We start from the raw sequence: 22,359 nt of genomic DNA on the forward strand, positions 1-22,359 counted from the left end.
AGGTTAAGCCATCTTCCGTTTCGACTATACGCCTCAAAATTTAGTTATGATGATTTTGTTGCAAAGAAAGAGCAAATTCATGCGCAGACCACCGAAAATCTTATTTATGTTTTATCTCATGCGTTTAAATATCATCCCAAAAACCTGAGACATTCACACGTTGTATTGATCGACTAAATTACCATTTGGAAATAACCTTAGGTTTGCATCAATACCTTTAATTCTCCTTTTGGATACGATTAGACAACAAATACCTGAGTGCACGCGACAAAAGGTTTAATGGAAACTTGGTCAAACATAAAGCGAGTCCCATGGATATTGATGTCATCTCGGAACCTCAACTCAAGGAACCCATAATGATTGCGGCGTGGCCAGGAATGGGATTCCTGGCAAAGATCTCGGCAGACTTTCTCCGCTGCCGCCTAGAGGCGGATAAGTTTGTAGAGATTCGATGTCCCCAGAACGTAACCATCTATAAAGACAGTCTCGCAAAGCTCCTCTCAGTGAGGCACAGATTCTTTTGTGTTCCGGATAAGAACCTCATCATATGTGTGGGGGACTCCCAGCCCTCCTCACCAAAGGAGGCAATCAACCTCGCCGAGCAGGTCATTGACATTGCTGAAAAGTACAATGTTAAGATGATTTATACTATGGCAGCATATCCCAGTGATTATCCTGATACCCCAAAAGTCTACGGCGTATACAATAATAGAAAGCTGAAGGAACGCCTCGAGGCCTACGGTATTGAATTTCTTGAGGGAGAAGGGGCTGTGAACGGCCTCAATGGCATTATCATAGGGATCGCAAAGAACCGGGGCATCGATGGCGTTTGTCTTATGGGAGAGATAAAATATACTAACATCCCTCAACATCTTTCATCCAAAGCAGTTCTGGACAAGTTATCCGCCCTCCTAGAGTTCGATTTGGACACCTCCCAACTCATAAAGCGGGCCGAGAAGATCAACGCCTCTATTCGCATGAGCCTAGGGGAGCACGAGAACTACGCAGAATATGAGAGGAACGATGAGAAGAACATACGATATATCAGTTAAAAAGGTCGAAACCTTTTTTTTAACTAGATTAGATCCCGACTACCTCAAATATTTTTTTTGAATGACTAGAACTAGACGGATAATTTCTGTTCTGAATGAAGGTCTGACTCAATAGTATAGAAGAACTCTATCCCTAGATATTTCTCATTGTTGTTTATACACGCCCGCTGGGTTTGGAGAAGGCTGAGAAGAACTGCTCCTACAAAATGGCAGAGTCGCACTTACTATGAAATGTTAATGGAATTCCAGCCGGGGACCACATAATTAACATAACTTAGTATCTTTCCTCAAATTACCCTAAAGGTTCGAAATAAATGAGCTGTGTAATTTCATTACCCATAGCTTAGAGGATATTAACTCGTATTCCCTCTCCTTTTTCTAGTCGCGAAAAGCCAGAACTCAAGATGTATTTCAATTTTCAAATAGAGAAATACGTCTAATGTTAAAATATCCCTTTTAAAGCAACGTGCATGTGTTCCCTTAAGAATAAAAATTCATTTCGGGTAATCACTTATATATCGATTATCAAACTATGAGATGATATCCTGGGACGAGATTGAATGAAAGTCTCTGAAACGATCTGGTGGATTAAAGTGATTGCAGCCGTTGGCGTGGCTATAATCACCTCGATATTGCAAGTTTTCTTTCCGCTCAGGGGAGAGAGCACTTTTTTACTCGGTGCTATAATCTTTTTGGGTCTTTCGGACGTCCTCTCCAACAGGAATGGAGTCGAGAGAACCCGGGGCCTTAAGATAGGTGTGGGTGCTTTTTTCTTCACATGGATAACATCGTGGGTCCTCTTCTTCACCATATTCCAGACGATGGGTTAGGAAGAATTCTCTGTGTCCAGACGGTACTGAATAAAGTCTGACCAGGCCATAAAGTAGCCCACGTCAAACTGGGAATGGGTATTACCTTTGATATAGCCTCTGAATCCATTTAGATATCGTATCATGTTCTGGGGGTCAAAAGGTGCGCGATTAAGGAAGTCACGGCTATCACCGGTTCGGATACTTGTGAGGATGCCATCAAACGCCTTGATATACCCATTCTGGTACTCTGCGCCCCCGAACCGCTTCTTTCTGAGGGATTTGATCGCCTTGGAGGCTTCAGAGAACTTTCGCTCTTTGAGGTTGTCAAAGAAGGAGATAATATCGTAACTAACTTTTTTTGTTGACATCGATAATTTTTCCTTTTCTAATAATCTTTGTCTCCCTCCACGCCTCTCTCCGTGATCCTGAACGGCATCTCCCCCTCCGGAAGGAAGGGGCTCACCACCAGCTTTGCGATCCTTAAGTTGTTTCGTCCCTTCCGCAGGAATACTCTGGTGTGGCTCGTGTGGCCCATGATGTGCCCCCCGACTGGTTGGACGGCTTTCGCGAAGAACGCGTCGGGCTGAGCCATCACCTGGTTGGTGACCACAACGGCGGTGTTGAACGCCCTAGAGAGCCTAATGAGTTTATGTAGGTGCTTGTTGAGTTCTTGCTGCCTCTGAGCCAGCATCTCTCTCCCTAGGTACTCACTCCTGAAATGACTCGTGACGCTGTCCACCACGATAAGGCGTATTTCGTTCTCCTTGATGACCTCATCGGCGTTTTCCAAGAGCACCGTTTGGTGGTTCGATGTGTACGCCTCGGCGAAGATGATCTTCCGCAGTGCCTCATCAGGATCAAGGTTAAACATGGGGGCCATCTGGGTAATCCTCTCAGGGCGGAACGTGTTCTCAGTATCAATGTAGAGGGCGCCCCCCTCAAGGCCCCCTTGATCGTAGGGGAGCTGGACCGTGAGGCAAAGCTGCTGGCAGATCTGGGACTTTCCTGTCCCGAACTCTCCGTAGAACTCCGTAATGGATTGGGACTCGATGCCCCCACCAAGAAGGTAGTCGAGGCTGGGACATCCCGAGGTAAGATGACCGATTGAACTCCGGATTTTGACGAGCTCGTCTCCCCGGACAAAGGTAATGGCCATGGACTTCCTTGCAGATGAGATAACCTTATCCGCGGTGGTCTCCCCGATTCCAGCTGAGACCATCTCGTGGATCGTCGCTGTTGCTACCGCTTCTACTGTCCTGAAACCAATCTCCTTGAGTTTGGATGCCGTGCTGGGGCCCACACCCGGAAGGTCCTTTAGGGTCTGGTATTTTGCCTTATAGTACTCCGTCTGCTCCGAACTCATGTGATCCAAGTTCGTTAGCTTCTAGATGTTATTTAAACTCCCTGATTACGAGTCTATTTTCGAAGATTATCTAGTTTCTTAGATATAGAATGGGTTTATCCCGCATTGGGATTTAGAGATCTCATTCCTGCTTTCCGAGATCTATTTCAAGTACGATATTTCCTTTGTAGTCGCAATCCCTGCAACTGTATATTGTAGGGAATATACCGTATGACTTTTGTGGAAAAATATTAGAGCTCATACAGCTAGGACAAATTTTGGGTTGAGGTCTCTTGTGCTTGATCTGTTTAAGGATGTCAATTAATCCTTTTGGGATTTCCACTCGATTTGAGCTCGCTATGTCGAATTGTTTGGACCCCATTGTTTTTATATCTCACATAACTACCTCGAGTGAATGCCCAAGCCATTTTTCTCAATAAAATTATTATATTGTATATTAAAAGTGCCTTTTTTTATTGACATGTTTCTGTTCAACTATTGGGTTATAAACCTCAAATCACCCATTTAATAAGCCTCACATGATAAAACCCAATACGAATTTAGAAACGTTCTCAAATTACCATCCAATTGAGTTATACAGTCTTTTAATTTGAACTGGGGTATGATATGAACGGTTCAGTTTATTGCACCTCGATATTCTCCAAAGGAAATCCCATGCCCACCAGCACGGTTTTTACGATCTCCCTGTGATCTCCCTGTAAAAGGATCTGCTCGTTCTTAGCCGATCCACCGCAGGCACACTTCGACTTTAAGGTAGCCGCAAGTTTAGGTAGTCGCACTTCCTTGGAGTCAATACCGTCGACAACGGTGTATTTCTTTCCCCATTTCCGAAGCTCTATCCGAATCCGTATCCGCTGGGCCTCTTTGCTCATTTCCTCACAAACGCAAAGATCTGTTGGCAAACCACAGACGGGGCAAATTTCCGCCATTAATATCCAATAAACCATCCTCTGTACTAAAGCTTTCTCTTAAAGGCGAATCCTATGTTTTATATGAAGTTCTGGAGGAGAGAAAAGGCATTTAGGGCGTCCGTAGCGTCCAGAACGATGACGGTATTGGTGGAACAGCTAATAAACTCGATGATGTTGATTTCCCTACTAGCGAGGAGGTTGGTGATAAAGGCGACAAATCCCGGGGTGGTCTCCACAATCTCCGGGCTGATGAGGATGAGGGCTACCAAGTTTTTAGCCTCCTGGACATGGTCGGGAATCTCCGTTTTTAGGACCGTCTGGTCAATCATGTAAACGTAGCTATCGGTGAGATATGCCGTGACGATGTAAGGGATGTCTAACTCATCAGGGGAGATGATGACAGAGATCTTGTCCTGGAGTCTCACTACTGAGTCCTTTAGGATGTTCCGGATTTTTTCCTCCTGGAGCCAGGTCTCTGATTCCAGTTCCTCACTTACTCTGATGATGGCTGCTTTAATGGCCTCCAGGCTCCCCTCCTCAATTTCAGATTGGAGTATTCGGGCTAGGGCAGAGTAGTTGACTATCTGCAACTTCAGAGCGTCCATTACGGAGGGTCTCATCCGTATGGTCTCCCTGACTACCTGAGCCACCGACTTTGTCCCAGTTGAGCCATCTTTATTCATAAATGCAACACTCATGTCGTAAAATTTATAACTTTGCCATAGTGCTAATTCCCATTCCAAAATTGGAGTTACATGAATAATGGTCAAGAAGAAAGTCGTTCTAGCTTATTCGGGCGGACTAGATACCTCCATGATGTTAAAGTGGATTCAGGAGGAGTACAAGATGGACGTTATCAGCTGCATTCTGGATGTGGGGCAGCAAAAGGACCTAAAGGTAGTTGAGGAGAAGGCCTGGGCTCTCGGAGTTCTTAACCACTATACCTTCGACGCGAAGGAGGAGTTTGCTAGGGAGTACGTTTTTCCTGCCATAAAGGCCAATGCCCTTTACATGGGCACCTATCCTGTAAGCAGCAGCATTAGTAGGCCCCTTATCGCCAAGAAAGTGGTTGAGGTGGCTGAGATAGAGGACGCAGACGCGGTAGCACATGGGTGCACAGGGAAAGGGAATGACCAGGTCAGATTTGACCTCACGTTCAAGGCGATGAATCCCCACCTCCAGATCATTGCACCCGTTAGGGAGTGGAAATTTGATAGGAACGGCCAGATCGCGTGGGCTAAGGAGCATGGGATCCCTATCCCTGTAACGGTGGACAACCCCTACAGTGTGGACCAAAACCTATGGGGAAGGAGCATCGAGGGCGGTATCCTAGAGCACCCTGACCAGATGGTTCCGGACGAGGGGGTCTGGGAGTGGACCGTTGACGTCGAGGAGGCCCCTAATAAAGCAGAGTATGTAAAGATCGGTTTCCACAAGGGCGTGCCTTCCAGTATAAACGGTGAGAATATGGGCCCAGTGGAGATTCTCTTACTTCTTAACATAAAGGGCGGAGAGCACGGCATCGGTAGGATTGAGCACATGGAGGACCGCGTAGTGGGCCTAAAGACTATGGAGACCTACGAGACTCCCGCAGCTGAGATCATCCTAGCTGCCCACCATGATCTGGAGAAAATGGTTCTTACCAAGCACCAGAAATCATTTAAATTCCAAATAGATCACACCTGGGCTAACATCGTCTACCAGGGGCTCTGGATTGACCCTTTCAAGGAGGATTTAGACGCGTTTATTGATAGCACGCAGCGGAACGTCACCGGAGAGGTGACTATGGAGCTATTCAAGGGCAGGGCAAAGCCTGTAGCCCGGGTGTCACCCCTCAGCCTATACGACTACAACCTAGCGAGCTTTGATATAAACACCCATTATGACCAGGGAGATGCAGTGGGGTTCATCAACCTTTGGGGGCTTCCTAGTGTCTCAGCTTGGAACCTGAAGCGGAAGATCGAAGCCAAAGGAATCAATGAGCTCAAGAAGAGAGTGGTCTCAGTGCCGATCGGGGACAAATGATCCACCCCTCTTATTTTTCTAAATGAATGTCTCTTTTAGATGGTGATTGTATGAATCTTTTATCGGATTTTGACCTGAATAAGGAGCAGGTCCATGAGATATTAGATCTCTCCACCAGGATCAAAGCTAACCCAGGGAAATATGGAGACTCCATGAAAAACAAGACGCTTATTATGCTCTTCGAGTTGGCATCCCTGAGGACTCGGATCAGCTTTGAGGCAGGGATGAATCGGTTAGGGGGTCACGCGATCTTCTATAGTATTGAAGGAGGCAAGTTTACAAGGAGCGAGACACTAGAGGACGGAGTTAAGAACCTGAATAAGTACGTGGACGCTGTTATGATCCGGGCCCTGAAGCAGGATGCAGTAGAGCGGATCGGAGCAGCTGCCACCATACCCATCATTAATGGAATGACTGAAACTTATCATCCGTGCCAAAACCTGGCCGACCTCCTAACCATCCAGGAATATAAGGGAAAGTTAGCAGGTCTAAAGATCGCTTACGTGGGAGACGGGGGATGTAATACTGCCGCTTCCACTATGATCGGTTGCAGCAGCGTTGGTATGGAGGTTACAGTTGTCTGCCCTGAAAATCCTAAGTATAGCCCGAGCCCTGAAATTCTAAGGAAAATCAAGGATCACTCCGGAGGAGAAGTTGAGGTCTCACACAACTCTGATATAGGCGTCGTTGGGGCAGACATCCTTTACACTGATGTCTGGATTAGCGCAGGGATGGAAGAGGAAGCGAAATTGCGCATGAAGGCTTTCCCCCCGTTCCAGGTGGACTTGGAACTCCTCAAGAAGGCACAGCCAGACTGTAGCGTAAAGCGATCTAAAGACAAAGTTGACTTATCCAAGGATCCAATAGTCATGCATTGCCTACCAGCCCACAGAGGCTATGAGATTACCGATGAGATAATGGACAGTCCATATTCTGTGGTCTTTGAGCAAGCTGGAAACAGAATGCACGCTCAAAATGGACTACTACTTTGGCTACTATCTGATCAGTAACATTCCAAATATTTTCTATCCAGAAATACCTGTTCTTTTAACAAAAAGGAGCGCCAAAACCTATCGAGGAGGATATGACGTGAATATAGGGAACCTTGCGCAAGCCCAAATACAAAAGTAACAGCGCGATTAAAGGGTATTCACTGAGGATTGGGTGAAGAGGAAATCTTGGTGTCGTGTGTGTGCATGATCAGAAAAAAAATCTCTTTAGCGTACCATTTTTAATACAAAGTAACGGTCAACTGATCGTGGTGTTTCAGTGGTTGCATCGAATAAAAAAAGCATAATCGAATTCGCTGTTCAGGGAGAGATTGTTCCAGCCATACCTTTGAGGAATTATTGGGTCACATGGGATGGTAAACCAAAGATGGCTATTGGAGTAGGGGGAATTAATTATAACCTTAAGATCGGCGAGAAGGTCTTCGGTTGGGCTAACGGCGACAGGGCGGAACCAGGCGTATCGACTGATGGTACAGGAAAAGATGCTTGGATATTGGGGTACCGGCTATACTCGTGTATAGGCAACGAGGCTCGGGTCCTAAGTGGGGAGGGTAAAGGTGAAAAAGGGATTGTGATTGGGAAGCATGGCCTCCGGGCGTTCCAACAACGTGGAGCACACCACGTGCAATTGCACTTTGAGGAGGAAGTGCTAGATGTATTGGCTATTGGCGATAAGATTCAGGTGAAGGCTTGTGGCGTGGGTCTACATATCATGGGCTATGAAGATGTCCGGTTGTTGAGCCTTTCCCCAAATTTGTTGGACAAAATGGGTGTCTATGAGGAGGATGAAAAACTAGTTGTTCCTGTAGTTAAGGAGATCCCTAATTTTCTGATCTCGCAGGGAGCAGGTGAAAGGCCGTCAGAGCAAGGAAACTGGTCAATTCAAACGTGTTTTCCGCCTGACATCAAAAAATATGGACTCAACGAACTCCGTTTCGGTGACATTTTACTCCTAAAAGATGTCCAGAGCGATTACGGTAGAGGACAGTATAAGAACGGAGTAACTATTGGTGTTGTCTGCTGTGGTCCAAGCGATATCGCTGGAAAAGGAATTGGGGCGACAAATATCCTGTCTACAAGATCAGGGAGAATAAAGGGGACGATAGACTCAGAGGCAAATATAGCCAATTATTTGGGATTATGAACAAACATGAAAAGAGAGGGCCTACCCATGAAAACCAATAGGGATAGTCTAATAATAACTGCTGTCCAAGGCGTCATTCAACCCCCCTCCAGCAGGGGATACACCGTTACATGGGATGGAAGACCGAAACTATCGGTTGGTACCGCATCGATCTCTTACACCGTCCAGGTCGGAGACCTAGCTTTCGGCCAGGCTGGAGCAGACCATATTGAGCCTGGAGTGACCATACAGGGTAGGGATAGATCTGTCCCCAGTGAATGCGCCCTTGCGATCCTCGCTTGCATTGGGAATGAGGCAAAGGTAATCTCTGGAGAAGCAAAGGGTGCAAAAGGCGTATACACCGGCAGGCACGCTGGATCTGACGATATGGTCTGGTTCCCAAATGAGGTACTCGAGAAGCTAGCTCTTCTAGATAAAATTCAGATCAGAGCATGTGGTGTTGGGCTAGAGATTGAGGGTTTTGAGGATGTGAGGGTGAACAAGATATCTCCACGACTACTTCATAAAATGGAATTATCAGAAAAGGGCGGCCAACTCATTGTTCCCGTCACTAAAGAGGTTCCCGGCTTCCTGATGGGATCGGGAATCGGATCCGACCCATGCGTGGAGACCAACGATTACGATATCCAGACCACGTGCCCTGAATATGTAGCTAAATATGGATTGCAGGAGATTAGACTCGGCGACATAGTAGCAATCAAAGATCATTATTGCGCCTACGGACGTGGACGTTACGAGGGAGCCATGACCATCGGAGTAGTTATCCACGGTTGGAGTGACTCTTCAGGACATGGTCCCGGCATAAATCCCGTATTGAGCGCCCTACCAGGGAGAATGAGAATAAAGAAAGATCTTCACGCAAATATAGCATTTTACCTTGGATTGAGAAAGAAACCCGAAATCCTGATTTAAGTCTCCCCTTTTCAATCGATGTAAGCTTTTTGCATCTGAATAGTGCGAGTCGATCTTAGTTAATTATAGTGTGCGTGAACGTGCCATATGTGAAAAAAACCAACTAGTCAAAATTATGATATTTTTAGTTACCTATCAATCATAATTTAAGGCTAAGAAAAGAAAGAAAACACTGAAAACCTTCTGAACTGTGGATAGTTCCTCCAATTAGTAGATTTCACAAAGAACTTTGTTTTGTTGAAGGATATTGTTTTTCTCCTTTCAAGATCTATTATTCCATTGTAACAAAATAAGAAGAGGATTGCGCCATACATCTTTACTTACGTAGAATGAAACCACTGACCGTCGCTCTCTGCTTGACTCTACTATGTTTAGCATCAGATTTTCAACTTTGAAGAAGTTTAAGATTCTATTTCGGATTGAGTTGATGGATTTTATTGTAACAAAGTCGCGCGTGCAGTACTTCTCAAAGTTGTTGTATATCCGGCTCGTGCAAGAATTTTACTGCTACCAGAGCTGCACTGACATACGCGAGAACCGCTGTGTAGAAAGGTAGTACAGGAGAGACATCGTAAAGGAGCCCCGAGAACATCATCGCACTCGATGAACCAAGGCTAGAGAAAATGTTGTAGACTCCCATCATCCTGCCTCTGATTGAGACTGGAATTGAATCTGCTACGATCACTTGAAATGCGATCATTCTACCATACTTGCCTATGGAGCCGAGAATCCTGGCGAACAGGAACATGGGGAAGCTGTTGGAGAATATGAATAACAGGGAGCTAATCCCTAATAAAGAAACGGCTGGGATGAAAACTCTCTTCCGACCATACCGGTCTACGGCCCAACCTATCAATAATGCTGCCAACGAGGATATCACCATTGTCGAGGATACTATCAGTCCCCACTCCACCGTGGAGAGTCCTCCGACATTTATTGCATAGATCCCCCTAAAACTATCGTCCACATGAAAACAGAACATGAAGAAACCCCCTAAAAGCATGAGTCTCTTAATGGAAGGTGGTGACTGGCTCACCGTTTGATAAACATCCCTAAACATGTTCAGCCCCAATTTTTGACCACTTTCTTCAGGCTGGTAAATATCCCTTAGAAAGAAGAGTCGTATCAAGCCCATTATGGCCACCCCAACAAAAAGTGCTAGGTACGCGTTTCTTATACCCGATAGGCTGATACCAAAATCAGCATTACTTTCCGCTATTAATAATCCACCAATGGCTGGGGCGATCATAGCTGGTATCATCGGTATTGTGTTTAACATAGCATAACCTCTACCCCTCTCCTCAGGTCTGATGCTATCCGCTTTAATAGCCTCAACAGCGGGCTCAGAAAGGGCTACCATGGAAAGAAGAAAAGCACCCGGCAACAGCCATAACCAGTTTTGAGCAAAAACATAGAATAGATATCCCAGAGAGGAGACGATAGCAGCTATACCAATAACCTTACGTCTACCTCGTCTATCCGCAAGATATCCCCCAGGAATCCTGAGAAAGGTGGAGAACAAAGTCTTTGTGGTAGAAAGTATACCCAAAGCCACACCCGAACCCCCTATAGAAAAGATGTACAGGGCTTCATATGGCGAGACCATCTGGAGAACGAAATGCCACATCATTAAACTTGACACTAGGACTAGGATGTTACCCTTCAAAGGAGCCAGATACTCACGGATCTCAATCATTTTGAATTAAATCTCAACAGCGTGTGCAAATCACGATAGTGCACTATTCTTTCTATTAAATTGTATCGCGCGCGCTGAGAATTTTCAGAAAAGACAGCTCCCATATGGAGCTGGAAATATTACCGCGGTAATAATCCTAGTTAGTCCCCATATTTTTTCCTAAGGGGAGGTGAGAGCCGGAGCATAATGAGGACCCGCTCGAAGATGTCTGTCCATTCAGCAAGCTCTCTCTCTCTTGCTTTAGGGCTCAGGATCCCGGCGTCAAATTTTCTCCCGATATCCCTTGCTGCCTTGGCCCTATAGATGCTGAGGGTGCGCTCCCCGAACCTAGCTATCTCCCAAAAGTCCTCTGAAAAAAACACTACAATGGGCACCCGAGTTGCCCCCACTATCCTGAGCTCGTCCTTGAGATCCGTGGAGGTCTCCCGGTCGATGAACCTGAGTTTGACATCATCTCCGCAGGCATCAGCGATGACCTTCAGTAGTGGACCCTGTCGAGAACAGTCCCCACACCATATACCGCTGTAGACCAGGACGTTCAGATTTCGGCTATATCCTCGAAGGCAATTTAACTGCCTCTTACTGAGATCTGGGATCCTCGCCTCGGAGTCACGCCATCTCTTGATGTGCTCCGATTTGTTATCCGCGAGGTACGCCTCGTACTCCAAGGCCTTATTGAAGAGCTCCCGCCAGAACTCGCTCCTGATATCGAGATATGCAGGTCTATTGCCCAAATTGATCACTTCTCATTTGATCCACTTCGCTACCTTATAACCGTGCGTGGTCCCCAATGAACTAGCCTCAGACGTTGACTGTGGCGAGATACGGGAGTTTTAGAGAGAAAGGAGTTCCTCTCCCCTCTATAATATGGCGACTCTTAGAGGACACTCAGCTAGCGAAGAGACCCTACAACAGAAGTGTTCCTAGAACCCAGTTAAGACGATACACCCATACTCTACTAGAGTCCAGTTCCTCTCAACGATACCTTCATCTATCACACGATGATTACTTAGGATTAGCCTCAAACTCAACTTCTTAACAGATTAAAGCCTGGCTTGAGCCCACGAAGAGCCGCGACCAAGATCTTGACAAGGTTATCCATGTCTTTGAGATCAAAGGTCTCCACTGGACTGTGGGAATACCTCCGGGGAATACCCACCGTCGTCGTTGGAATGCCTCCCCGGGTTTGGGCCATTGCCGAGGCGTCTGTCCCCCCGAGCTGGAAGCTCGACTGATATGGGATGCCTTCGGCGTCCGCCGAATCGATGAGCCACCCTCTCACCCGTGGATGGTAGATCCAGGTGCTTTTTCTCCCCATCTCCCCAAGGTGGATGGCTGGCCCTTTTCCCACCTCATAAACAATGTCCTTCATGTTGATATCGGGCTGCCAACCGGAGGGCGCCGTGTCCACTGCCACCGCAACGTCGACATCAAGGTCGTGGAGAGCCACTGCCGCCCCCCTAAGGCCCCCCTCTTCCTCCACGGTGCCGATATAGTAGATTGTGGCTGGTACTGCCTCTTCTTTGAGGGACTTTGCGACAGCGATGAGCACTGCAAGCCCAGTTTTATCATCCACAGCTGGGCTTGTGATGAGATCGTTGGCGAGCTCTAGTGGCCTAGCGTTGAACACTATCGGGGTTCCTACTCTTACCCCTATCTCCTCGGCTTCTTCCCGGCTCCAGACGCCTATATCTATGTACATCTCCTGGATCCCAGGGACTATGTTCGTCTCGGATGGAGGGGTAACATGCCCAGGTTTGACCCCGATGACGCCAAGAACGGGCCCTTTCTCCGTGACTAAACGGACCTGCTGCCCCTGGATCGCTCGGTTAGAGGCTCCCCCCACCTTCCTAAACCTAATGAAGCCTCTTTCATTAATATTGAAGACGACAAAGCCCACCTGATCCATGTGGGCCGCTAAGGCAATTGTAGGCGCATCATCGTCCTTGCCGTGCTGGATTCCAAAGACATTCCCCCGAGAGGTCTCTAGCACCTCATCTACATACGAGGCTATTGTCTCCTTGAAGTGTCGGATCATAGGCTCCTCAAAACCATAGGGGGAGTCCACGCCGACGAGCTCCACGAAGGTCTTCTTGAGAAACTTGAGAGACATGCATTTCTTTTCCCATTATGACTTCAATAGTCTACTGGTTGTGCCCGTGGTGTCTGTTTCTAGGTCTGCAACTTCACCAAGTAGGAGAGGGTTTCCACTATCGATGTCAAAGGGATGATATGTATGGGACCAACCTCGCAACCCTATCCATATAAAAATATATATCAGGATTCTATTGAACCTTGTTGACATGCTTAGTATCCTCACAGGTGCTTTCCTCGTTAGTATAACCCATGCGATCCTCCCTGACCACTGGCTCCCCCTGATCCTTATCAGCAGGGCCGAGAAATGGTCCCCGAAGGATACCTTCTGGGCAGCGACCCTCATCATCATTCCTCACCTTGTAAGTACAATCCTGCTGGGACTCCTAATGGGGATTATAGGGTTCAAGCTCTCCGTATCAAATGAGGTACTAATGGAAGTTGTTACACCTGTGATGTTCATCTTCCTCGGCCTCGTATACATCTACAGAAACTATAGGGCTGATGGGCACCATCATGGAGTGGACATATCGAACCTCAATGACAGATCCAAGGGGCGGGTGATCACCATCATGGCAACTGCCCTCTTCTTCTCCCCGTGCATTCCCATGGGGAGTTATTTCTTAATAGCCGGGGCGGATGGAATCGGCATTCTGACCCTTGTCGCAATCATACATGTTGTAGCAACCCTAGGGGGCATCCTCACTATGGTCGCCCTCGGTAGGAGGGGGATAGAAACGATGAAGTGGAATTTCCTGAAACACAACGAGAACCTGATTACAGGCCTTATCCTCATCGTCCTCGCATTTTTCGTATTTTTCTTTGAAGTGTAGAACTACAAGCAGATTTTCATTACGCCATTTGGTTCTATTTCTTTTTAGAAATCCTTTTAATCCTCAGCTATGGTTCTGACAGGCCAAAAAGATGAGCTTAAAGACCAGGCCGTTCTTAGTAAAATTAGCTAACTGAACGTCCAACAGGCCAAGGAGCCTCCATCAAGGGCAACATCTGAGTCCTCCTTCTCAGTTCAAAGTTATTCAACATCGCAATCGCGCTATTGTAGCCGCCCTTCTACTCCCTATATGAGGTCCTAGAACTCATTGAAGACCTCTTGACCTCATCTTCATATCCGCGCAGGATTCTTTGGTAGACTCCTACCAACCATCGCAAACAAGAGCTGATTATGTATAACCCGTTAAACGTTATACGCCAGAACCATGGTACTAACACTATTCTGAGACAAGTATGAGACTCGCAGGGCGAGCGAAGCACTCTTGCTGGCCAAGTATCTGAGAGAGGAGAGGAAAGAATGGACTCCTCGTTGATCAAAGTCTCGATTCGATGCCTCTTACCATGCCGGATTAAAGGAATATCCACCTTAGACCTGAAGAATTCATCCAGCTTCCCCATCATCCGACCGGTCTCAACATCGTTAAGATACTCCCGTTTACCCTTCCTCTTCCGGGCTACACTCTCAACCTTCACCTTGAAATCCCGCCCTTCAAACCCTGACAGAACCCCACAACAAAGTCATCCACAAGATACCTGTACAGCTCCTGAAGATCACAGACCAAACCAGGCTTACCATACTGAACAGAGTGAAGAAAACCAAGATACTTAGAGACTTTCTAGAATCGACGAGTGGGGTAAACAGGCATTTAATCTGGCCGAATAACTTCGGCCCTGCCAAATTGCCAAAAAAAGTCTCGTTGAGAAGTCCTAATCTCTATTATTGGTAATACTATCTAGGGAAGCCACTGACTCGGAAAAATAGAAAAAAAATTACAATCTTGATTCGACTTTAACTCATGATCGCCATTCGGCGTGTGAGCTTATTTAGAACCTTCTTGGCGGCCTGTGCTTAGCAAAGCACTCACGGCAGTAGACCGGCCTACCCTCTGTTGGCTTGAAAGGAACTTCTCCTTCCTGGCCACAATCAGAGCACGTGATTTTAGTCATTTCACGCGGGCCGCGGTCGTATCCACCGCGCCTCTCTCTATAACCCAATACTTTCACTCCTATTTTGTGTTATGTCCAGAATGCCTCACGGCAACCTGCACACAGGGCACGCAGGCGTAGTTCTCCCTTTTAAATCCTTTGACTTAGTATCAGCTATTAACATGGTACTTCTAATGACCCCATTGTAAGGATTAACGGGAGAACTTGAAGGGAACTACGATGGAGACTATAATACTCATACGTCATGGAGAGGGAGAGCATATGATAAGCGACCTCACCGGAGGCTGGTCACAAGTGGCCCTTACTGAGAACGGCAGAGACCAAGCGCGTGCAATTGCGTCTAGGCTCAAAAGAGATCTTAAAGGGGTCGATTATGCGTTTTACTGTAGTGACCTTAAGAGGGCTCACCAAACCGCTGAAATCATTGCTGAGGAGGTGGGACGTGAGATGATACCCTTCCAGGAGCTCAGAGAGTTTAATAATGGTGTAGCAGCAAATAGAAAAAAAGCTGAAGTTAAGCACCTCTACAGGAGCCCATCGGACCCTATAATGGACTGGCAGCCCTATCCGGAGGCAGAGACGTGGAGGAAATTCTACCGTAGGATCAAAGCGTTTATGGATAAAATTAATTCTATAGAGGATCGACCCACCCTCATCGTCTCTCATGGGGGCACTATAGTTAACATTATTGCCTGGTGGTTAAGAATTGAGGAAACCAATCTTTCCTTTACTACCTTTCATTCCTCCGCAGCGAGCCTAAGCGTCCTCGATGAGACTCAGTTTAATGAGCGGAGAGTAGAGAGACTCAATGATACAGCACACCTTCATAGCCTTGGACAGGTCCCCCGTCTCCCTATAGAGACAAACATTTTACCTCTCCCTGAGGGGCAAGTTTGATTAAATGAGCATTCATCCGCAAACGCAAGTTATCATTCTGGGCCCATAAACAGAGGCATGAAAGCGATGCGGGGTCCACTGTTGTCAGGGATCTACATCACACCAATCTCGAGGTGATACCCTCTAACACACCACCGACCGCGCAGGATTCATAGACTTTTGCAAGGACCTCGAGAGCCGAAGATCAGGTTCCGCATGTCTAGGATACGCGTTAGGGCGATCTACAAGAGCAAAGTGGGCCTATCGTGGAGATCGACTCTCAGTAACTCTATATCTCGGATTTCGTCACCATTGACTGTAAAAAATATTCCCATAGATATTTACTCCTTTGTCAATGAGTCATAGTTTACCTCCATTAGCTTTAAGGCGCATAATTTATAGGCGCGCGAATTAGGGGTCATTGCGCGCGAGCCGAACGAGTAGTATATTAACCCGGGGGTGTTGAGTATCGAGGGCACCCCATGAAGGTCCTAATTCTATATGGCCGAGCACAGAGTGCCAATGGCCTTGAGCTTGAAGAGACCTCAGCCCGTCTAGGTCACGAGGTAACATCGGGAAGTATCATGGACGTATCCTCAGAGATCTCCAACGAGGCTTCCCGGTTTTGGCTGGGACGAAACGAGATCACTGATTCAGATGTGTGCTTTATCCGGAGCTTTGGCCCCGGTACCTGTGAGCAGCTTACGAGGCGCATTAGCATGATCGAACACATGAGTTTCTCGGGGATCCATGTGGTGAATCCTACATATAGCTTAAGGAGGGCCCGGGACAAGTACTCGACTCAGTACGCCCTTTCTGAGGCTGGGCTACCCATCGCGACCACTTACACCACAGAGAGCATGGAGATGGCATACCAGCGGAGCAGGGAGATGGGGGTTTCTGTCTATAAGCCCATCCTCAGCAGCATGGGAAAGGGGAGCCTCCGATTTGATGACCCGGAAATCGCCCACAACGCCTTTAAGATGTTGAGCAGGGTGGGTATGCCCCTCATCATTCAGGAATACCTTGAGAACCCTGGCAGGGACATCCGTGTCTTTGTTGTGGGGGGCGAAGTAGTTGCCACAGCCATAAAGTATGGGGGGCCCGGGGAGTGGAAAACCAACGTGGCCCAGGGGGGAAAGATGGTGGACGAGCCAGTGTCCAATGAGATCTTAGCCCTTGGGGTTAGAGCCACTAATGCCCTAGGGCTTATCTACTCAGGGGTAGACATAATGGAGACACCTCGTGGCCCGGTGGTATTGGAAGCTAACGGATCGCCTGGCTGGCAGGCCCTCAAAGCAGTAACTGGTATCGATGTAGCAGAGAAGATCGTGTTACACGTTGCAAAGGGAAACTAAGATGGCTGAAAATGTTTCTAGGACTCCGATTAAGATCGTCCTGGAGGGCGTGGGAGTGGCTCGAGGTGAGTTAATAAGGATCCTAGCTCCCCTTACCGTCGGTGCGATCGTCGGTAAACTACCTCTTAGTGGTAGAGCCCATGTCAGAGGAGAGGGTCTCTCAATGATCATAGGGATCCGGCGGGGGACGGAGAAGGCGGTGGACTCGGTGAATGTAGGAGACATCGCATACTGGCCAATGCAGGACTCCCTGGTGGTTTATTTTAAGGACTCGAAACCTTATGGACCAGTCAACAAGATAGGGACTATTTACGAAAACATTAAACTCTTCCATGATCTAAGAGGCGCGACGAGGATTAGGATCGATAAAATATAGTATAACCTACGATCTGTTTAACGAATTGGAACTGAGCTTAACTTCATCCTGAAATAACTTCAAAACCAAGGAATTAACACCTTCAGAACAACGTGGAGGTCACCTAAGTTTCCTTAAGGCATTTACGTTGGTATTGGTAGCTGCTATGGATACTGTACGACTTTTCCTGAGAAATTGGAGATTTGAATAAGCGCACCAAGTGTGGGGGAGTGAGGGTATTGTCAGTAAATGAAAGGGTTAAAGGGAATAAAAAAAATCATTACGGTGTTAAGGTATAGACCTTGAGGTTGTGGCTTCTGGAGGCAAGGGTGATAGCTTTTTGCTCTAGGAGTTCTGAGAGAAGTTTATTCGCTGTGCTCACCTTAAGGTTATAGTGAATCGCGAGACCGGTGGAGGTGATGGCCTTCATCTTTTTCAGCTGCTCCATGAGCTCCTCGCTAGTCATATCAGGAATGTCCAAGGCGCCGACGGTCTTTTTGAATCTCCCCTTTTCCTTGGTCTCTTCCCCTTTCTCCTTCCGGTTTTGCTGCCTCTCGATCTGCCTCATGCTTCGTTTACTGGGCATGGCGTTTCACATGCAATATAGGAGAGTCACTGATAAACATGACGCGGGGTCATCAGGTGTCTAACCGGAGAGAACTAATGTTTAGATAACTCTTATTGAATATATTAGTGAATGATTTGTACGTTGAAGTCATGATCGATAAAGCCCTGAAGCTCCTAGCGTCCGGCCGGGTGGAACACCTCGAAGGTGACAGATATAATGTGATTGGTAACCATGGGACTTACAACGTTGTCGAGAGGGACGGCAAGGTGATGTGCACTTGTCTAGGGTTCCAGTCAAGGAGGCGGTGCTCTCACTCTTCCGCCGTCACTATCCTCCTATCCCGGCGTAGAAAAAGAAGCTGATCACTGACCTGTCTAATCTTAATTAACGGTCTGAACGTGGGACAGTCCACCTAGCAGATTGAGTCTTTATTCGGGATATCCACCAAAACGCGAGGGAAATAATCGATATATGGACGAAAAAAGATGAAAAGAAAAATGAGGTTATATGCTGTCCCGAGCTCTAAGCTTGCTATACGTTTGATGGGATAGATGAGATCATTTCTATTTACCTTTAGGGGATCCTTTTATCTGCGTTCGGTCGGTGTGGTGTCTTCGCCTCGCTCTAGCCTTTGCTTGTCCGGCTTATCTTTGATTACTTCCTCATTCCCCTCCACGTAAAGTCCACTGGTTATTTTAGTACCTGAAGGGCTTGACGGGACTCACCAAGCGATAGCAGTTGGTTATTGCTCCGAGGGAACAATTCTTGTAGCTTAATAATGCCCGTTAGTGCTACAGATAGCTTGTTAGGTTTATCGCGCAAGTGGAATGCCAAATGAATAATCAAGCGTTTCCTACGCTCGTAATCCCATAATATATTTAAGTTACCATTTAGTAATTACCAATTAGTAACTTACCAAATGGTAAGGAAGATCTACAGCAATGCTGAAACTGAAGCTCGAAGAGGACGGCAAAATCCTTTGGGAGATACCTCTCCAGGCAACAGCTTGGAATAGGCACTCTCTGAAACGCGAACTAGACAAGGTCGAGAGGGATATGGCCAAATTTGAGGCTACATTCAACGCCCTCGCCAACCACGGACGGATGCGGATGATGAGGGTCTTCTTCAGGGACATGGAGAGGCCTATAGGATTCACGGAACTTATGAACGAGCTTAGAATGAACCCTAAGCTGGTTTCCGAGTCCACAAAATGCCTGAGGAGCACTGGTCTCATCAAAAAAATTGAGAACGGTAAATATATCCCCACTCGAACAGGTGAGGCTCAGTTCCTCATGATGAGTGTAGCGATGAGGCGGATGCTGGAGATTATGGAGAGACTATAGGAGAAAAGTGAATGAATTTTGATGAAATAGTCAACGAGATGAAGGCATTCCAAAGAAAGATTATGGAATCAATGCTAGACGACTTGGGAGACTTGGAGCAGTTCAAACCGTTAGGAGGCTTCAAAGGCATCAACCAAAGGTTCAGGGATCAAGAGAAGGGGTTCCAGTCCGAGACGCCACAAGGCAAGTGGCGCGTTGAGCGTATCAACCGTCCTGGGGTCAGGGGGTTCATATTTAGAGGCATGATCACCCAACCAGAACTGCTGAAGGATCCTGAGGATATCATAGCCTCCCCCAGACCTAAGCCGGGGAGTCCTAGGAGGCCTCACTTTGACATCTACGCAGAGAAGGGGCATCTCAGGCTTTATGTTGAACTTCCGGGAGTCGATAAGGATGCCATAAACCTAGAGGTCGTTGACGGGATGCTAAGGCTCCACGCCGGAGACTTTGAAGCAGAGATTGAACTCAATCGCTGGATTATCGACCCTGACAAGATGAACACTGAATATAATAACGGGGTCCTAGAAGTCACAATTCCCAAGGAAGACCTGAAAGAATAAAGACTATAATCCCAACCTTTTTTCCAGTTTTTTTCCTCTTAAAAATCAATTCTTTTGAGTCAACTTCTAACAGTGTAATGAGTTCAGTGTCTTCTATTTGGATATTCAAAGGGAAGCTCTCCACGTATGGAAGCCTTTTCAGGGTAGACGAAGGGACGCCTCATGTTTATTTAATATGTATTTCCAGCGAATCATCAACAGGCCCTGACAATGCTAACTAAAGAGGGTGATACTAGTGCGGCTCAGGAGACTCTATCGACGACATGGTAGATCAAATCCTGCTCCCGCGACTTTAGTTAATGTACACTTTTCCTTCCACTGGAACGAACACTGAAAAAAATTGACAAATCTGTTATTACCCGTTAATTTATACGATTACCCACCCTAGTTGATCTATTATGGTAAAGGGGCTGCCGAGCTATGAGGAGGTCGTAGAGGAGGCCCTTGAGGTCTTCAAACAGTACGACACAGCCCTCACCCTCCGCCAGCTCTACTACCGCCTCGTCTCAAAGCACCTTTTCCCTAACACCATCAACAGCTACAAGCGCCTTAGTCGCCTTATGGTGAAGGCGAGAGAGCAGAGGAAAGTCCCTGTGAATTGCCTCGAGGATCGGAGTCGCCGCATCCTGGGGAGAGGAGACACTGGATTCACATCGGCTGAGGAGTTCCTGAAGAGGCGGATAACGGGACTAAGGGAAAGCTACAAGGAGTTCCGGCTGCCTATGTGGGTAGATCAGCCAAACCACCTCTTGGTGAGTCTGGAAAAGGACGCCCTGAGCCGTCTAGTAAGTGATATCGCAAACCAATATGCCGTACGCACATTTCCCACCCGGGGCTACCCTAGTTTCACATACGTCCAGAGGATGGCATCCTACATGAGGAAACGCCTTGGCGGAAAGCCCATTGTAGTCCTCTATTTCGGGGACTTCGATCCAAGTGGTATTGACATCGAGAGGGACCTCAGTGATAGACTGAGCAAATACGACGCGGGGAACTTTACCGTTAAGAGGGTTGCTCTCACAGAAGATCAGATCACCAAGCACGATCTCCCCCCGATGCCTGTCAAGACCAGCGACGCACGATCTGATGCCTTCCTAGAGGCATACGGGAACAAATCAGTGGAGCTGGACGCATTAGACCCTAATATTCTAAAGTTTATGGTGGCCGAGAGCATCTCCACCCACATCGACCTTGATACTTGGACGATGAGGGAGGCAGAAATAGAGAAACTCAAACTTTGGATTAAGCAGAAGCTCGAAAACATGGAAGACCTCATCTCTGATTAGGGGCAATTCTACAGCTTAAACGAGGCGCGCATACCATCTTCCGTCTGTTCCAATATTCAGCATCTCTGATTAATTCTTGATCGATTCAGTGTCCCATAGATTGAATCAGAACTTAAAATGCCTGATAAACCTAAGCTTATACTCGACCATAGTATCCACCAGTCTACGAGTTTCCCGATAGCCTACAAAGTAGCGGGTTTGGGTTGTAGCGCGTAGAAGGGAGTTGAACCCTATAGACCTAAAAGCAGAGATTCACGAAAAAACTTGTGCATATTACAACTATTCATGAGTACCAAATTACAAATGCCAGTGTGCTGGGAAAATAGTCCGTATTCCTTCGATCCCTCTCGGGTCCACGGATGTGCGAATCTTTATCTGATGTTTCACGGGTTTTGGTTCTGAATGTTAACAGGTGTTATTGTTAGATGGTTCGTGCTTTTGTTTCAACTTTGGGTGTTTTAAAGGTCCTGAAATTCGTACGTGCACTAATTACCTCTCGTTTTTCTAAAAACGAGGAGGATCAAAATGGAGATGACAGGGAAAACACTGCATGCTAGGAATGCAGTGCGGATTCCCAAGGTATCGATAAGGTATCCTATCAATGGTGCAGAGAAGACTTGACCAAGGGCGATGCCTGTATAGGAAAAGCCGATACCCTGAGGATGGCCGGCAGCAGTTACACTTGATAGGGCATGTTGAGTCGGCACCGGGAGGTATCGAGCCACGCCATATAGTATGAGGATGAACAACAAAACTGCAGAAGCAAACTGGCCAACCCCAAGGAGAATCATGGTGACTGCAATTCCGAGTTGCGCACCCATCATGATCAGAGTCTTATCGTACTTATCTGATACCGCCCCTCCTAGAAGGGATGCTACGCTGCCAACGCCGTGCATGACGCTAGTTAAGATACCCGCCCAAACTAAAGTTCCACCATAGGCTTCCGTGAGAAACAATGGAATAAAGTTCTGAATGTTCCCAAGGGATAGAATAGAAATGCTGAGAGTGAGAAGTAACAGTGGTAGGATGAAACGG

Annotated in this window: 25 protein-coding genes; 14 read left to right on the forward strand and 11 right to left on the reverse strand. The window is 47.1% G+C overall.

Annotation, left to right across the window (positions count from 1 at the left end; genetic code table 11):
• Positions 1-311: 311 nt before the first annotated feature.
• Together QGG23_07640 and QGG23_07645 are read left to right on the forward strand one after the other, a co-directional pair.
• A complete protein-coding gene (locus QGG23_07640; protein ID MDP6049291.1) occupies positions 312-1,052 on the forward strand; it encodes a PAC2 family protein in 741 nt (246 codons plus the stop codon).
• A 560-nt stretch (positions 1,053-1,612) separates the two neighbouring features.
• Positions 1,613-1,882 carry a hypothetical protein gene (locus QGG23_07645; protein ID MDP6049292.1) on the forward strand — a complete coding sequence of 90 codons (270 nt, stop codon included), beginning with the start codon at positions 1,613-1,615 and terminating at the stop codon, positions 1,880-1,882.
• Here the strand turns inward: QGG23_07645 and QGG23_07650 are convergent.
• The 4 genes from QGG23_07650 to QGG23_07665 all read right to left on the reverse strand — a co-directional run bounded on the left by QGG23_07650 (position 1,879) and on the right by QGG23_07665 (position 4,821).
• On the reverse strand, positions 1,879-2,232 hold the full coding sequence (locus QGG23_07650; protein MDP6049293.1) for a hypothetical protein: 354 nt from the start codon (positions 2,230-2,232) through the stop codon (positions 1,879-1,881). The two genes, QGG23_07645 and QGG23_07650, sit on opposite strands and share 4 nt — an antisense overlap.
• A 17-nt stretch (positions 2,233-2,249) precedes the next feature.
• Positions 2,250-3,227, reverse strand: coding sequence for a DNA repair and recombination protein RadA (radA, locus tag QGG23_07655; GenBank protein ID MDP6049294.1), 978 nt, complete (start codon positions 3,225-3,227; stop codon positions 2,250-2,252).
• 620 nt (positions 3,228-3,847) lie between these two features.
• On the reverse strand, positions 3,848-4,156 hold the full coding sequence (locus tag QGG23_07660; protein ID MDP6049295.1) for a translation initiation factor: 309 nt from the start codon (positions 4,154-4,156) through the stop codon (positions 3,848-3,850).
• Between the two features lie 59 nt (positions 4,157-4,215).
• Positions 4,216-4,821, reverse strand: coding sequence for a hypothetical protein (locus tag QGG23_07665; GenBank protein ID MDP6049296.1), 606 nt, complete (start codon positions 4,819-4,821; stop codon positions 4,216-4,218).
• A 79-nt stretch (positions 4,822-4,900) separates the two neighbouring features.
• On the opposite strand from QGG23_07665, the gene QGG23_07670 reads away from it, so the two are divergent.
• The 4 genes from QGG23_07670 to QGG23_07685 all read left to right on the forward strand — a co-directional run bounded on the left by QGG23_07670 (position 4,901) and on the right by QGG23_07685 (position 9,229).
• Positions 4,901-6,163, forward strand: coding sequence for an argininosuccinate synthase (locus QGG23_07670; protein MDP6049297.1), 1,263 nt, complete (start codon positions 4,901-4,903; stop codon positions 6,161-6,163).
• 50 nt (positions 6,164-6,213) lie between these two features.
• On the forward strand, positions 6,214-7,173 hold the full coding sequence (argF, locus tag QGG23_07675; GenBank protein ID MDP6049298.1) for an ornithine carbamoyltransferase: 960 nt from the start codon (positions 6,214-6,216) through the stop codon (positions 7,171-7,173).
• A gap of 259 nt (positions 7,174-7,432) precedes the next feature.
• Positions 7,433-8,317: a DUF4438 domain-containing protein gene (locus QGG23_07680; protein ID MDP6049299.1), complete on the forward strand. Its 885-nt coding sequence runs from the start codon at positions 7,433-7,435 to the stop codon at positions 8,315-8,317.
• Between the two features lie 27 nt (positions 8,318-8,344).
• Positions 8,345-9,229 carry a DUF4438 domain-containing protein gene (locus tag QGG23_07685; protein ID MDP6049300.1) on the forward strand — a complete coding sequence of 295 codons (885 nt, stop codon included), beginning with the start codon at positions 8,345-8,347 and terminating at the stop codon, positions 9,227-9,229.
• A 466-nt stretch (positions 9,230-9,695) separates the two neighbouring features.
• On the opposite strand, the gene QGG23_07690 is transcribed toward QGG23_07685, so the two are convergent.
• The 3 genes from QGG23_07690 to QGG23_07700 form a co-directional block, all read right to left on the reverse strand.
• The gene (locus QGG23_07690; protein ID MDP6049301.1) at positions 9,696-10,925 is read right to left on the reverse strand and encodes an MFS transporter; all 1,230 of its coding nucleotides are present in this window, start codon (positions 10,923-10,925) and stop codon (positions 9,696-9,698) included.
• Between the two features lie 140 nt (positions 10,926-11,065).
• Complete coding sequence (locus QGG23_07695) at positions 11,066-11,659, reverse strand: thioredoxin family protein (protein MDP6049302.1); 594 nt, start codon at positions 11,657-11,659, stop codon at positions 11,066-11,068.
• 293 nt (positions 11,660-11,952) lie between these two features.
• On the reverse strand, positions 11,953-13,038 hold the full coding sequence (locus tag QGG23_07700) for a M20/M25/M40 family metallo-hydrolase (GenBank protein MDP6049303.1): 1,086 nt from the start codon (positions 13,036-13,038) through the stop codon (positions 11,953-11,955).
• A gap of 175 nt (positions 13,039-13,213) precedes the next feature.
• Here QGG23_07700 and QGG23_07705 point away from each other — a divergent pair, with 175 nt between their 5' ends.
• Entirely contained in the window at positions 13,214-13,852 is a 639-nt protein-coding gene (locus QGG23_07705; GenBank protein ID MDP6049304.1) for a hypothetical protein, read from the forward strand.
• 238 nt (positions 13,853-14,090) lie between these two features.
• Here the strand turns inward: QGG23_07705 and QGG23_07710 are convergent, their stop codons facing one another.
• Together QGG23_07710 and QGG23_07715 are read right to left on the reverse strand one after the other, a co-directional pair.
• Entirely contained in the window at positions 14,091-14,504 is a 414-nt protein-coding gene (locus QGG23_07710) for a hypothetical protein (protein ID MDP6049305.1), read from the reverse strand.
• Between the two features lie 351 nt (positions 14,505-14,855).
• Positions 14,856-14,978 (reverse strand): hypothetical protein, encoded by a 123-nt coding sequence (locus QGG23_07715; GenBank protein ID MDP6049306.1) that lies wholly within the window; start codon positions 14,976-14,978, stop codon positions 14,856-14,858.
• Positions 14,979-15,197: 219 nt separating this feature from the next.
• Between QGG23_07715 and QGG23_07720 the strand changes: the two genes are divergently transcribed.
• The 3 genes from QGG23_07720 (at position 15,198) to QGG23_07730 (ending at position 17,588) form a co-directional block, all read left to right on the forward strand.
• The gene (locus tag QGG23_07720; GenBank protein ID MDP6049307.1) at positions 15,198-15,875 is read left to right on the forward strand and encodes a histidine phosphatase family protein; all 678 of its coding nucleotides are present in this window, start codon (positions 15,198-15,200) and stop codon (positions 15,873-15,875) included.
• 461 nt (positions 15,876-16,336) lie between these two features.
• Positions 16,337-17,212: a RimK family alpha-L-glutamate ligase gene (locus tag QGG23_07725; GenBank protein MDP6049308.1), complete on the forward strand. Its 876-nt coding sequence runs from the start codon at positions 16,337-16,339 to the stop codon at positions 17,210-17,212.
• A gap of 1 nt (position 17,213) precedes the next feature.
• Positions 17,214-17,588 carry a cyclophilin-like fold protein gene (locus QGG23_07730; protein MDP6049309.1) on the forward strand — a complete coding sequence of 125 codons (375 nt, stop codon included), beginning with the start codon at positions 17,214-17,216 and terminating at the stop codon, positions 17,586-17,588.
• 259 nt (positions 17,589-17,847) lie between these two features.
• Here QGG23_07730 and QGG23_07735 read toward each other — a convergent pair whose 3' ends face one another.
• Positions 17,848-18,153 (reverse strand): hypothetical protein, encoded by a 306-nt coding sequence (locus QGG23_07735; protein ID MDP6049310.1) that lies wholly within the window; start codon positions 18,151-18,153, stop codon positions 17,848-17,850.
• 116 nt (positions 18,154-18,269) lie between these two features.
• Here QGG23_07735 and QGG23_07740 point away from each other — a divergent pair, with 116 nt between their 5' ends.
• The 4 genes from QGG23_07740 (at position 18,270) to QGG23_07755 (ending at position 21,324) form a co-directional block, all read left to right on the forward strand.
• Positions 18,270-18,497 carry a hypothetical protein gene (locus tag QGG23_07740; protein MDP6049311.1) on the forward strand — a complete coding sequence of 76 codons (228 nt, stop codon included), beginning with the start codon at positions 18,270-18,272 and terminating at the stop codon, positions 18,495-18,497.
• A gap of 579 nt (positions 18,498-19,076) precedes the next feature.
• Positions 19,077-19,478, forward strand: coding sequence for an ArsR family transcriptional regulator (locus QGG23_07745; protein ID MDP6049312.1), 402 nt, complete (start codon positions 19,077-19,079; stop codon positions 19,476-19,478).
• A gap of 11 nt (positions 19,479-19,489) precedes the next feature.
• A complete protein-coding gene (locus QGG23_07750; GenBank protein MDP6049313.1) occupies positions 19,490-20,038 on the forward strand; it encodes an Hsp20/alpha crystallin family protein in 549 nt (182 codons plus the stop codon).
• Between the two features lie 398 nt (positions 20,039-20,436).
• Positions 20,437-21,324, forward strand: a complete 888-nt coding sequence (locus QGG23_07755) for a hypothetical protein (protein ID MDP6049314.1) — start codon at positions 20,437-20,439, stop codon at positions 21,322-21,324.
• Between the two features lie 485 nt (positions 21,325-21,809).
• On the opposite strand, the gene QGG23_07760 is transcribed toward QGG23_07755, so the two are convergent.
• The coding region (locus QGG23_07760) for an MFS transporter (GenBank protein MDP6049315.1) at positions 21,810-22,359 on the reverse strand (550 nt) is incomplete at its 5' end.

This window comes from Candidatus Bathyarchaeota archaeon, assembly GCA_030739585.1.
Classification (GTDB): domain Archaea; phylum Thermoproteota; class Bathyarchaeia; order TCS64; family TCS64.